General features: G+C 63.7%; 11 protein-coding genes. 4 read left to right on the forward strand and 7 right to left on the reverse strand.

What is annotated here, in order from left to right; all coding sequences use genetic code 11:
• Positions 1-181: 181 nt before the first annotated feature.
• On the forward strand, positions 182-2,221 hold the full coding sequence (locus tag P2T68_RS13935; protein ID WP_069076545.1) for an NADPH-dependent 2,4-dienoyl-CoA reductase: 2,040 nt from the start codon (positions 182-184) through the stop codon (positions 2,219-2,221).
• Positions 2,222-2,278: 57 nt separating this feature from the next.
• Positions 2,279-3,169, forward strand: a complete 891-nt coding sequence (locus P2T68_RS13940) for a pyridoxal-phosphate dependent enzyme (RefSeq protein ID WP_168232128.1) — start codon at positions 2,279-2,281, stop codon at positions 3,167-3,169.
• Here P2T68_RS13940 and P2T68_RS13945 read toward each other — a convergent pair.
• The 3 genes from P2T68_RS13945 to P2T68_RS13955 form a co-directional block, all read right to left on the reverse strand.
• A complete protein-coding gene (locus P2T68_RS13945) occupies positions 3,166-3,711 on the reverse strand; it encodes a cytochrome b (protein ID WP_102624843.1) in 546 nt (181 codons plus the stop codon). The two genes, P2T68_RS13940 and P2T68_RS13945, sit on opposite strands and share 4 nt — an antisense overlap.
• A 114-nt stretch (positions 3,712-3,825) precedes the next feature.
• Entirely contained in the window at positions 3,826-4,653 is an 828-nt protein-coding gene (phnX, locus tag P2T68_RS13950; protein ID WP_024076258.1) for a phosphonoacetaldehyde hydrolase, read from the reverse strand.
• 29 nt (positions 4,654-4,682) lie between these two features.
• Positions 4,683-5,792: a 2-aminoethylphosphonate--pyruvate transaminase gene (locus P2T68_RS13955; RefSeq protein ID WP_069076541.1), complete on the reverse strand. Its 1,110-nt coding sequence runs from the start codon at positions 5,790-5,792 to the stop codon at positions 4,683-4,685.
• Positions 5,793-5,917: 125 nt separating this feature from the next.
• Between P2T68_RS13955 and P2T68_RS13960 the strand changes: the two genes are divergently transcribed.
• Both P2T68_RS13960 and P2T68_RS13965 read left to right on the forward strand, forming a co-directional pair.
• Positions 5,918-6,826, forward strand: coding sequence for a LysR substrate-binding domain-containing protein (locus P2T68_RS13960; protein ID WP_069076540.1), 909 nt, complete (start codon positions 5,918-5,920; stop codon positions 6,824-6,826).
• 109 nt (positions 6,827-6,935) lie between these two features.
• A complete protein-coding gene (locus P2T68_RS13965; RefSeq protein ID WP_069076539.1) occupies positions 6,936-7,643 on the forward strand; it encodes a YebC/PmpR family DNA-binding transcriptional regulator in 708 nt (235 codons plus the stop codon).
• A gap of 385 nt (positions 7,644-8,028) precedes the next feature.
• On the opposite strand, the gene P2T68_RS13970 is transcribed toward P2T68_RS13965, so the two are convergent.
• The 4 genes from P2T68_RS13970 to P2T68_RS13985 all read right to left on the reverse strand — a co-directional run bounded on the left by P2T68_RS13970 (position 8,029) and on the right by P2T68_RS13985 (position 11,919).
• Positions 8,029-9,342, reverse strand: coding sequence for a protein kinase (locus P2T68_RS13970; protein WP_277379485.1), 1,314 nt, complete (start codon positions 9,340-9,342; stop codon positions 8,029-8,031).
• A 39-nt stretch (positions 9,343-9,381) separates the two neighbouring features.
• Positions 9,382-10,476, reverse strand: coding sequence for a cell division protein ZapE (gene zapE / locus P2T68_RS13975; RefSeq protein WP_277379486.1), 1,095 nt, complete (start codon positions 10,474-10,476; stop codon positions 9,382-9,384).
• A 202-nt stretch (positions 10,477-10,678) separates the two neighbouring features.
• Positions 10,679-11,416 carry an anti-sigma factor gene (locus P2T68_RS13980; protein WP_102624839.1) on the reverse strand — a complete coding sequence of 246 codons (738 nt, stop codon included), beginning with the start codon at positions 11,414-11,416 and terminating at the stop codon, positions 10,679-10,681.
• Positions 11,413-11,919, reverse strand: coding sequence for a sigma-70 family RNA polymerase sigma factor (locus P2T68_RS13985; protein WP_102624838.1), 507 nt, complete (start codon positions 11,917-11,919; stop codon positions 11,413-11,415). Before P2T68_RS13985 ends, P2T68_RS13980 begins: the two co-directional genes overlap by 4 nt.
• Positions 11,920-11,923 lie beyond the last annotated feature (4 nt).

Consider the following 11,923-nt stretch of genomic DNA (forward strand, 5'->3'; position numbering starts at 1 on the left):
TCGCACCTAGGGTAGGGCCCATGCCCCGGCTTGCCAAGGGGCACTGTGCATTTGGATCAATAACTTGTCAGTTTCAGTCATTGAGCCGTCATCCCTCGCCTCTTAGTCTGTGGGACATAAACCGATGACGGGCCCTACGAGCCTGCCACACCCCCGTGATGATCCGTTGTGGAGCTTGACCATGACCGCTGCTGCGTACCCGCACCTGCTGGCCCCGTTGGACCTGGGTTTTACCACCTTGCGCAACCGTACCCTGATGGGCTCGATGCACACCGGCCTGGAAGAGAAACCGGGCGGTTTCGAGCGCATGGCGGCCTATTTTGCCGAGCGCGCCCGTGGCGGCGTGGGCCTGATGGTCACCGGCGGCATTGGCCCGAACGACGAAGGCGGGGTGTATGCCGGCGCGGCCAAGCTGACCACCGAGCAGGAGGCGCAGAAGCACAGGATCGTCACGCAGGCCGTCCATGACGCGGGCGGCAAGATCTGCATGCAGATCCTCCACGCTGGCCGTTATGCCTACAGCCCCAAGCAGGTCGCGCCGAGTGCGATCCAGGCACCGATCAACCCGTTCAAGCCCAAGGAGCTGGACGAGGCGGGCATCGAAAAGCAGATCCAGGATTTCGTCACCTGCTCGCTGCTGGCTCAGTCCGCCGCGTACGACGGCGTGGAAATCATGGGCTCCGAAGGCTACTTCATTAACCAGTTCCTCGCCGCTCATACCAACCACCGTACCGACCGTTGGGGCGGCAGCTACGAAAACCGCATGCGCCTGGCGGTCGAGATCGTGCGCCGGGTGCGCGAAGCGGTGGGCCCGAACTTCATTATTATCTTCCGCCTGTCGATGCTCGACCTGGTCGAAGGCGGCAGCACCTGGGAAGAAATCGTGCAGTTGGCCAAGGCCATCGAGCAGGCCGGCGCCACGCTAATCAACACCGGGATTGGCTGGCACGAAGCGCGTATCCCGACCATCGCGACCAAGGTCCCCCGTGGCGCCTTCAGTAAAGTCACCGCCAAGTTGCGTGGCGCGGTGCAGATTCCGCTGATCACCACCAACCGCATCAACACCCCGGAGATTGCCGAGCAGATCCTTGCCGAAGGCGATGCCGACATGGTGTCGATGGCACGACCGTTTCTCGCTGACCCGGAGTTCGTCAACAAGGCCGCTGCCGGTCGCGCCGATGAAATCAATACCTGTATCGGCTGCAACCAGGCCTGCCTGGACCACACCTTTGGCGGCAAGCTGACCACTTGCCTGGTCAACCCGCGGGCGTGCTACGAGACCGAGCTGAACTACCTGCCGGTAAAACAGATCAAAAAAGTCGCCGTGGTCGGCGCCGGCCCCGCAGGCCTGGCAGCGGCTACCGTGGCGGCTGAGCGCGGCCATCAAGTCACGTTGTTTGACTCCGCCAGCGAGATCGGCGGCCAGTTCAATATCGCCAAGCGCATACCGGGCAAGGAAGAGTTCTTCGAAACCCTGCGCTACTTCAAGCGCAAGTTGCAGACCACCCATGTCGAGGTGTGCCTCAACACCCGTGTGGATGTCGCGCAACTGGTGGCGGGCGGCTATGACGAGATCATCCTGGCCACCGGCATTGCGCCGCGTACCCCGGCGATCCCGGGTATCGACAATGCCAAGGTGCTGAGCTACCTGGACGTGATCCTTGAGCGTAAGCCGGTGGGCAAGCGCGTCGCGGTGATCGGTGCCGGTGGCATCGGCTTTGATGTGTCGGAATTCCTCGTGCACCAGGGCGTCTCCACCAGCCTGGACCGTGATGCGTTCTGGAAAGAGTGGGGCATCGACACCCAACTGCAAGCCCGTGGCGGCGTGGCCGGGATCAAGCCCGAGCGTCATGCACCGGCGCGTGATGTGTTCCTGCTGCAACGCAAGGCTTCCAAGGTCGGCGACGGCCTGGGCAAGACCACCGGCTGGATTCACCGCACCGGCTTGAAGAACAAGCAAGTGCAGATGCTCAACAGCGTCGAATACTTGAAGATCGACGATGAGGGTCTGCATATCCGCATCGGCGCCGAGGGCGAGCCGCAGCTGTTGGCGGTGGACAATATCGTCATCTGTGCCGGCCAGGATCCGTTGCGCGAATTGCAGGACGGCCTGGTCGCCGCGGGCCAGCACGTGCACTTGATCGGCGGTGCCGATGTGGCGGCCGAGCTGGACGCCAAGCGCGCCATCAACCAGGGCTCGCGCCTGGCGGCCGAGCTGTAAGGAACCGAGGCGGGGCGGTGTTAGACTACCGCCCCTTTTTCACGCAGATGTTCCCCGATGGGTCCCTTCGATTGGCTTCCCCGTGCGCCGCTTGAACCCTTGCCGCTGGACTGGCTGAACGGGGTTGAACTGGCCGTGCTGCGCCTGGACCGCATCGACCCGCTGATCAGCGGCAACAAGTGGTTCAAGCTCACCGGGCACTTGGCCCAGGCGCAACAGGCCGGTGCGAACGGAATCATCAGCCTGGGCGGAGCGCACTCCAACCATTTGCACGCGCTGGCGGCGGCGGGCAAACGCTTCGGTTTCCCTACCGTCGGCCTGTTGCGCGGCCATCCTCAAGACACCCCCACCGTGGTCGACCTGAAAGCCTTCGGCATGCAGTTGCATTGGCTGGGGTATGGCGGCTATCGCGCACGTCACGAACCTGGATTCTGGGCACCATGGCGTGAGCAGTATCCGGACTTACATCCTGTGCCCGAAGGCGGCGGCACGCTCTGCGGGGCGTCGGGGTGTGGCGTGTTGGTCGAGCAGGCTCGCGCCCAGTTGGGCAACCTGGGGTGGGCGGATTACACGGCCTGGTGGCTGGCGGCGGGCACTGGCACCACCCTGGCGGGCCTGGTGCTGGCAGAGGCTGGTGCGCATCCGGTGTTTGGCGCAATGGCGGTGCCGGATGATCACGGTGTCGCGCAAAACGTGCAGGCCATCGTGCAGCAGGGATATGAACTGCTGGACGCCAGCCGGGGTGGGTTTGCCAAGGTCGACCCACTCCTGCTCGACTTTATCGACGCCACCGAACAGGCCTGCGGTGTGCCGCTCGAGCCGCTGTACACCGGCAAGGCGTTGCTGGCGTTGAAGCAACAGGTCGAGGCCGGACGCTTCGGTCGCGGCACTCGCCTGATCTTCATCCATACGGGTGGCTTGCAGGGCCGTCGTGGGATTGGCGCCTAGCGCTTGGGCATCATGCGCAACACCGTGTTATCGCGCATGAAGTAATGGTGGTAAAGGCCGGCCACCGCGTGCAGCCCGATCAACCAATAACCGATCGAACCGCCCAGTTCGTGCCATTCCTTGATCTGCTTGGCCAGGTCCTTGTTTTCACCGATCAGCGGCGGTAACTCGACCCCGTAGAACATCACGGAATGCCCTTGGGCGCTGACGATCAGCCAACCGGCGATCGGCATGCCGATCATGAACACGTACAGCGCCAGATGCATCAGGGTCGCCAGCGAGGACTGCCATTGCGGGGGGGCCGGAACGATCTTCGGTGCAACGCCCAGGCTGCGTGCAAACAGGCGCAGCCACACCAGCACAAACACGGTCAGGCCGAACATGAAGTGCATTTCGACGATCAACGCCCGCCCGCCACTGCCTTTGGGAAAGATCCCGCGAAACTCAATGCAGGCGTAGACCACCGCCAGCAACACCACCATCAACCAGTGCAACGCAATCGACATGGTGCTGTAGCGTGTATCGGAATTTTTCCACGGCATCGCTTTCTTCCTCACTCATCAGGGCAAACCTCCGTTCTTTGGCGACGAAGTCCTTTTACTGTAAGCCTGTTTTGCCGGATTTGCCCGACGCGAATGCCGTTGTGTTGACCTTGATCAGTGCGCTTGCGGCATTTCACCGCGCGCCAGGCGCTGGTTGATGTCCGTGATCACCGCCGGCAGGTCGCTGATGGTGTCGATCAGGTAGTGCGGGCGCGAGGCTTGGAACAGCGTCTCGATGCGCGTGCGTTCGCTGGCCAGGGTGGCGCTGTCCAGTGCGCGAAATTGCGCGTAGGTCAGGCCCAGGGCGTTGCCGGAGCAGGTCAGGGCCACGGTCCACATCCCGGCGCGGCGGCCTTCGAGAATGCCCGGGACGGTGTCGTCGACCTTGACGCAGGCCGCCACATCGTCAATGCCCAGCGCGATCACGTTGGCCAGGGCCTGGGCCGGCCATGGACGGCCATTGGGGACTTCGTCGGTGGCAACCACGTGGTCGGCGCTATAGCCGTTGCGGGCCGCCAGGGCGACAACCTTGTCCATCACTGGCTTGGGGTAGCCCGAGCAGGAACCGATCTTGATCCCCTGTGCACGCAGCGCCGCGATGGTGTCGAGGGCGCCGGGGATCAGGGCCGAGTGTGCGGCGATTTTCTCGATCTGCAAGGGCATGAAGCGCTGGTAGATGGCGGTGACGTCGTCATCGCTGGGCGTGCGGCCGAACACCTTGCGGTAGCGCTCGGCGACCGCCGGTTGGTCGCAGAGGGTGCGGATATGGTCCCACTTGCCCATGCCCATCGGGCCACGGGCTTCTTCGATCGAGACGTGCACGTCGAACTCGGCGAAGGCTTCGACAAAGATCTGCGTGGGAGCGAACGAACCGAAGTCGACTACGGTGCCAGCCCAGTCGAGGATGACGGCCTGGAGGGTGTTGGGGGTTTGATAGTTCATGGGTCGAATCCTGTGGGTCATGGGGAGAATCAAATGTCCAACACTTCCATCTCTTGCAGCACCTGGGCGACCGCCGCCACCGCCGCCTGCATCTCGGCGATATCGACGTGGCCGATGCAGCCGACGCGGAAGGTCTCGACCTCGGTCAATTTGCCGGGATACAGAATGAAACCCTTGGCCTTGACCCGTTCGTAGAACGCCTTGAACTGGTAGCGCGGGTCTTTTGGCGCGTGGAAGGTGACGATGATCGGCGCCTGGATCGCTGCCGGCAGGAAGCTGCGCAGGCCCAGTTCGGCCATGCCGTCGAGCAACGCCTGGCAGTTATTGGCGTAGCGCTGATGGCGCGCGGGCAGGCCGCCCTCTTCGTGGTAGTGCAGCAGCGCTTCGTGCAGGGCGGCGACCACGTGGGTGGGCGGGGTGAAGCGCCACTGGCCGGTCTTGGCCATGTAGCTGTGCTGCTCGAACAGGTCCATCGCCAGGGAGTGGCAGTTGCCTTGGGCGGCGGCCAGCGCCTGTTTTTCGGCGAAGACAAAGCCCATGCCGGGCACGCCCTCCAGGCATTTGCCCGAGGCGGCGATCAACGCCTCGAACGGCACTTGGCGGGCATCGATCGGCAGTGCGCCGAACGAGCTCATGGCGTCGACGATCAGGCGCTTGCCGTGGCGTTTGACCACCTCGGCGATCTGCGGCAGCGGATTCAGAATGCCGGTGCTGGTTTCGCAGTGGATCAAGGCGACGTGGGTGATGGCCGGGTCGGCGTGCAGCAGGCGGTCGACGTCGGCGGCGGTAGTGGGTTCGTCCTCGGCGGTCGCAAAGGTGCTGAACGTACGGCCGAGTACTTCACAGATCTTCGCCAGGCGTTTGCCATAGGCGCCGTTGATCAGCACCAGCACCTTGCCGTCGCGGGGCACCAGGGTGCCGATGGCGGCTTCGACGGCGAAGGTGCCGCTGCCCTGCAAGGGGATGCAATGGTGGCTTTCGGCACCGTTGAGGATCGCCAGCAGTTGCGCGCAGGTGCTGGCAGTGAGTTGGTTGAAACGGTCATCCCATGACCCCCAATCCACCATCATTGCCTGGCGAGTGCGGGCAGAGGTGGTCAAGGGGCCAGGTGTCAGCAGGATCGGCGCGGCAGTGCTCATCTCAAGTCCTTGCAAGCTGTTTGGGGGTGAAGCTACGGCGCCTAAATTGCAGTTTGGCTTGTTATCAATCAAATTGTTTGTTGTTATGCGAGCTATCAGTCAGGCCGATAGCCAGGTCAATCCCCATGAACCTGTTCCAATTGCGCGCATTCGATGCCGTGGCCCGCGAGGGTAGCTTTACCCGTGCGGCAGCGCGGCTGTTCATCAGCCAGCCGGCGGTCACCGGGCATATCAAGGCCCTGGAGGAGCACTACCAGATCCCGCTGTTGCGTCGCACGGCGCGGCGGGTCGAGTTGACCGAGGAGGGCGCGCGCCTGGCGGCGATCACGCGCGCGATCTTCGGCCTGGTCGACGAGGCGCAGACCCTGCTGGAGGCCAATCGACAATTGCTCTCCGGGCGCCTGGAAGTGGCGGCGGACGGCCCGCACCTGGTGATGCCGATGATTGCCAGCCTGCGTGCGCGTTACCCCGGCATCACCGTCAACCTGCGCTTGGGCAATGCCCAGGAAACCCTGGCGGCGTTGCTGGCCGAGCACGTGGATGTAGCGGTGCTGACTGAGGCGGAGCCGCGCAATGGCTTGCACCTGCACCCCTTGGGCGAGTCGCGGATTTGCGCGTTGGTACCGGCCAGCCACCCGTGGGCGACGCTGCCCAAGGGCATTGGCCTGGAGCAATTGAACGAGGTGATCATGGTGCTGCGCGAGCCCGGCTCCATCACCCGACGCACCTTCGACGACGCCTGCCTGGCGACCAATGTGCAACCCAGGGTGTTGCTGGAACTGGACAGCCGCGAGGCGGTGACCGAAGCCGTCGCGGCTGAATTGGGGGTTGGCGTGGTGTCGTCGATGGAGGTCAGCCAGGACCCGCGCGTGCAGGCGGTGCCGATCCGCGGCGAGGGGCTGCTGAACCGGCATATGCTCGGGTGCATGGAGCGGCGCCGGTCGTTGCGTTTGATTCAGGCGTTCTTCGAGCTGGCGCCGATGAGGGGCTTGGTGCCGGAGCAGGATGCGACGATCAAACCCTTGCGAACCTGAGGGGTATGGCCGGTTTTTGGTGGATCAGAGCGTTTTTGCCCTATAAACTCTGCCCCCAAAGCGCCGGCCAGTAGACGTTTCGGCGCGATGGACGAGAAGAGAGTGAGTCATGGGCGCACAGTGGAAAGTCAAACATAAAGAAGCGGCAGCCAATGCCAAGGGCAAGATCTTCGGCAAGCTGGTGAAAGAGATCACCATCGCCGCGCGCAATGGCGCCGACACGGCGACCAACGCCCACCTGCGTCTGGTGGTGGAGCAGGCCAAAAAGGCTTCGATGCCCAAGGAAACCCTGGACCGCGCCATCAAGAAAGGTGCCGGCCTGCTGGGTGAAACCGTGCAGTACCACCGGGTGACCTACGAAGGGTTCGCCCCGCACCAGGTGCCGTTGATCGTCGAGTGCGTCACCGACAACATCAACCGCACCGTGGCGGAAATCCGCGTGGCCTTCCGTAAGGGCCAACTGGGGGCTTCCGGCTCCGTGGCCTGGGACTTCAACCACGTTGGCCTGATCGAAGCGTCGCCGGACAGCCCGGACGCTGATCCGGAAATGGCCGCGATTGAAGCCGGCGCGCAGGACTTCGAAGAAGGTGAAGAAGAAGGCACCACCCTGTTCATTACCGAGACCACCGACCTGGACGCCGTGCAAAAAGCCTTGCCGGAGCAGGGCTTCACCGTACTGTCGGCCAAGCTGGGCTACATCTCGAAAAACCCGGTGAGCGGCTTGACCGACGCGCAGATGGCGGAAGTCGAAGCCTTCCTCGAAGGTCTGGACAACCATGACGACGTGCAGGATATGTTCGTCGGCTTGGCAGGCTGATTGAGAGCTGAATAAGCTCGGCTTGAATGTGGGAGGGGGCTTGCCCCCGATGGCGGTGGGTCAGCCAACACACCTTTCAACCGTGCCACCGCCATCGAAGCCTCGCTAAAGCTCGACATCTCCCACAGGGGATTGGCGGTATCCACGAGATCCACAGCCGGGCTGCTCTCTACCTGCCACCCGCGATCAAATGTGGGAGGGGGCTTGCCCCCGATGGCGGTGGGTCAGCCAACACACCTGCCAACAATGCCACCGCCTTCGAAGCCTCGCTAAAGCTCGACATCTCCCACAGGGGATTGGCGGTATCCACGAGATCCACAGCCGGGCTGCTTTCTACCTGCCACCCGCAATCCAGTGTGGGAGGGGGCTTGCTCCCACATTGGGTTCAGGGGTGTGGGATAGATTGCAGCAGCGCTTCGACTTCCTCGAAACTCGGCCGTGCCAACACCTCCGGCTGGCAGCAACGCGCCTGCAAGCCTTCTAGCACCTGACGCGTGTCGTCGCTCAAGCCCGTGTCGATCCGCTCCAGCAACTCCCCGAGCAACACCCCGAACGCCCGCACTTCAATGCGCTGCAACGCCCTGGTCTCCAGGGTATCTGCCGTGGCATGGAATGACGCGGCGCCAAAATCCCCCAGCAGGCAATCACCCGCCGCATTCCACAGGATATTGTGGCCGTACAGGTCACCATGGGTGATGCCGTGCCGGTGCAGGTGTGCGGCCACCGAGGCGATGCCCCGCGCCATGCGCAATGCCACGGCGAGGCTGAAGCGGGTAGCAGGGTCGTAGATGTCGCGGGTGCAGGACGCGAGGCTGGGCAGGGCGGCGAGGTTACGGTAGCTCGGTTCGATCAGGTCCATCACCAGCGCGGCCTGGCCGTCGGGGTGGCCCACCACACGGCCTTCGACCTTGATCAGGTTGGGGTGCTGCCCGGCCGCGATGCAGGCCTGCATTTCATGCAATGGCGAGCCGTCGCTGGTGATGGCGCCTTTATAGAGTTTGACCGCGACGGGCTTGGCCTCAGGTTGCCACGTGGCCTTGCGAATCACTCCGGAGGCACCTTCCCCGAGCACGTCGGCGAGCGCCAGTTGCGCCCAGGGAATATCCGGTGTCGCGTCGTCGGCGGCCACGTCAACCGCCATTTCCACCGGGTTGCCAGCGTAGGCCAGCCAAGTCAGGCTCGGCAGTGTCAGCAGCCATTCGGGCAAGTGGGTCAGACGGTTGGAGGCAATGCGGATCAGCTCAAGGTTCTGGCAGTTGGCCAGGCTCGGCGGCAAATGCGCGAGTTGGTTGCCGGCCAGCATCAGTTTTTGCAGCAACGGCCGCTGGCCCAGTTCGTCGGGCAGTTGGCTGATGCGGTTATCGGTGAGGATCAGCCAGCGCAACTGCGGCGGCAGCGCGGTCGCCGGTACGTGGCGGATCTGGTTGGCCTTGAAGCCGATCATGCTCAGTTTGGCGCACTGGCCCAGGCATTCGGGCAGTTCCGTAAAGGCGTTGTCCGAGCAGAACAGTACGCGCAGGTGCGGCAGGCGATGCAGGTCATCCGGCAGGCTGCTCAGGGCGTTGCCGCTGAGGTTGAGGATTTCCAGGGAGTCGGCCAGTTCGAAGATTTCCCGGGGGAATTCAGTCAGCCCGCAGGACAGGTCCAGGCGCGTGATACCGGCCAGTTGGCCGGCCTTGAGTTGGGCGAGGGTATTCATGAACGGCGCGGTCACTCGGCAAGAGGGCGTAAAAGGCGCTCATGATACCGGGTCGGGCGCGCGTTGCGGGCTGACCGTTTGCAATTGGTTCAGGCGGCTGGCCGTGCGGGCCAGGTCGATGGCCTGGCCTTCCAGGGATTTGGCCAGGGGCTGTTCGCCGATCAGGGTCAACTGCTTATCGCGGTCGTAGAGTACGTCTACCAGGTTGATAAAGCGCTGTTGCACGGCGATCGGGCAATCCGCCAGGTATGGCAGCCCATCGATGATCCAGTGGTCGAAGTCGTCGCACAGCAGCAGGTAGTCCATTACCGCAGTGAGTTGTTCGCACAGGTCGCTGAACGTGAAAGCGATGCGGTGTGCTTCGCGCTGGCGGCAGGTCAACTGGCGGGCGCCGACGCTGAGGGGCTGCGGCGGGCAATCGGTGGTGGGCAAGCCAAGGGCCTCACGTTGTGCTGGCGTGCCCGGCCACACGTATTGCCCCTGGGTAAAGCGCTGTTCGGCATGGGCCTGGGGCAGGCTGCGGAAGTCGCGGGGCGAACTGACTTCCAACACCTCCATACGCGCCGCGATCAAGTCGATCACCGGCTTGAAACGCTGGTGGTACAGGGGGTTGGGCAACAGGCCCGCGGGCGGGTAGTTGGAGGTGACCAGCACCAGGACACCGCGCTTGAACAAGGCTTTGAACAGCCGACTGATCAGCATGGCATCGCCAATATCGTGGACGTGGAACTCGTCGAAGCACAGTACGCGGCAGCCCTCGAGCAGCTCATCCAGGGTCGTGGCCAGTGCGTCTGGCTGCTGACGATGGGCGAACATGCCCCGGTGCAGGCGGGCGAAAAAGTCATGGAAATGCACGCGTTGTTTTTCGGCCATTGGCAACGCCTGGAAAAACCCATCGAGCAGCCAGCTTTTGCCGCGCCCCACCGGGCCGTGCAGGTACAGGCTGCGGGTCGGTTGGCCGGCCAGCAGGTGCGCGGTTTCGCGGGCCATGGCGGCGATCGCCTGGGCCTGGCCGGCGCTGAGGGTGTAGCCCTGTTGCTCGGCCTTGTGCTGAAAGAACATCGGGATGGAGGCGTCGACGCGGGTGCCTGGGTTTTTACCGAGCAGGCGTCGGATCAGGGGAAACACGGCCAATGCAAGTCACTCTGTGGTGCGGTGGTCGCTTACTTTAGAGCTCCGGCCATGTTTTGACCAATCGAGAAGGGCGCCGCCAGCCATCTCGAAAAGGCATGGCCTATAGACACCCGCCCAAGCGCTCAGCAGGCGGCGCGGGTTTGGGAGGGCCGGGTGCACCTGCAACGCCGAGACCTGGACCGATACCGTGGTGCTGGAGTTTCTAGAACTTCAACAGCGGCGCGGTGGGCTGATCCACCGGGCTGACCATCGCATAGTTGTAGCCGGCGCCGGACCAGTATTCGGCGTGTAAGCCGTCAGCGCTGCGGTTGCCACGGGGCAGAAAGCCGTTGTCCGGGCCCGGTGGGCGGATGTAGAAGCTGATGTGTCGACCTTGCGTGTCTTCGTACAACACCATCGCCGCTGCGCCTTGCTCGGTGGTGAGCAAGCGTGCGCTGACCGGCTTGAAACCTGCCTGGCTCAAGTCCGGCAGGCGGTGGGCCTGGTTGAAGTAGCGATCAAGCCAGGTTTGCATCGTGCCGCTGTCCGAAGAGCGGTAGTCGGCCGGCATGATGCCGTCCTGGGCAAACAGGCGGTAGGCCTGCATGGCGTCGGCCATGGGCAGCAGCGGCGGTTGCGTGGCTTCACGGGCGTGCCAGCCGCCAATGCCTCCGAGGCTGACGGCAATCAGCAGCACCGCCGCTGTCGCGAAATGGCGGCGGGACTGATGCTTGATGCGCTGGCGAATCAGCATCGGGTCCAGCCCAGGGTTGGCCGGCTGGTGCAGGACGCCACTCAGTGCCGCGCGCAGCAATTGCGCATCCTGCTGCCAGGCGTGGACTTGGGCCGCGACCTCGGGGTGGGCCGCCAAGTAGGTTTCAAGCACACGCCGATCACTCTCCAGGAGCTGGTGATCGACGTAGGCATGCAAATCGCGTTCGCTGGGGGGCAGGCTGATCATTTGAGTATCCGCAGGGAAGGGCTGGCGATTTCGCCATCGCTGAGTTGGCGCAGGGCCTGGCGCGCCCGGGACAGGCGCGACATCACCGTGCCGATGGGCACGTCGAGGATTTCTGCGACTTCCTTGTAGCTCAAACCTTCGACCGACACCCACAGCAGCAGCGCACGTTGCTCGGTGTTGAGTTGATCGAAGGCTTGCAAGGTGGCTTGGGCCATCACCGTGCGCTCGACCGAGGGCTCGGCATCATCGCGCCCGGTGAAAAAATCGAGCATGCGTGCATAGCGGCGGCTGCGTCGATGGGCGTCGAGGAACTGCCGGTAGAGGATCGAGAACAGCCAGGCGCGCAGGTCGCCTTCCAGACGTTTGTCGTCCCAGCGGATGATCGCCCGTTCCAGGGTCGACTGCACCAAGTCGTCGGCGCTGCTGGCGTGACGGGTCAGGGACACGGCAAAGCGCCGCAGCCTGGGGATGAGTTCACGTAACTGTTCGTCGAGTGCGTGCATGGGA

Origin of the sequence: Pseudomonas sp. G11, from assembly GCF_029457515.1 — a bacterium.
Taxonomy (GTDB): Bacteria; Pseudomonadota; Gammaproteobacteria; order Pseudomonadales; family Pseudomonadaceae; genus Aquipseudomonas; species Aquipseudomonas gorinensis.

What these genes read in the sequence shown, in the direction of transcription:
- P2T68_RS13935 (WP_069076545.1), top strand. Translation starts at nt 182, where the DNA reads ATGACCGCTGCTGCGTACCCGCACCTGCTGGCCCCGTTGGACCTGGGT.
- P2T68_RS13940 (WP_168232128.1), top strand. Translation starts at nt 2,279, where the DNA reads ATGGGTCCCTTCGATTGGCTTCCCCGTGCGCCGCTTGAACCCTTGCCG.
- P2T68_RS13945 (WP_102624843.1), bottom strand. Translation starts at nt 3,711, where the DNA reads ATGCCGTGGAAAAATTCCGATACACGCTACAGCACCATGTCGATTGCG.
- phnX (WP_024076258.1), bottom strand. Translation starts at nt 4,653, where the DNA reads ATGAACTATCAAACCCCCAACACCCTCCAGGCCGTCATCCTCGACTGG.
- P2T68_RS13955 (WP_069076541.1), bottom strand. Translation starts at nt 5,792, where the DNA reads ATGAGCACTGCCGCGCCGATCCTGCTGACACCTGGCCCCTTGACCACC.
- P2T68_RS13960 (WP_069076540.1), top strand. Translation starts at nt 5,918, where the DNA reads ATGAACCTGTTCCAATTGCGCGCATTCGATGCCGTGGCCCGCGAGGGT.
- P2T68_RS13965 (WP_069076539.1), top strand. Translation starts at nt 6,936, where the DNA reads ATGGGCGCACAGTGGAAAGTCAAACATAAAGAAGCGGCAGCCAATGCC.
- P2T68_RS13970 (WP_277379485.1), bottom strand. Translation starts at nt 9,342, where the DNA reads ATGAATACCCTCGCCCAACTCAAGGCCGGCCAACTGGCCGGTATCACG.
- P2T68_RS13980 (WP_102624839.1), bottom strand. Translation starts at nt 11,416, where the DNA reads ATGATCAGCCTGCCCCCCAGCGAACGCGATTTGCATGCCTACGTCGAT.
- P2T68_RS13985 (WP_102624838.1), bottom strand. Translation starts at nt 11,919, where the DNA reads ATGCACGCACTCGACGAACAGTTACGTGAACTCATCCCCAGGCTGCGG.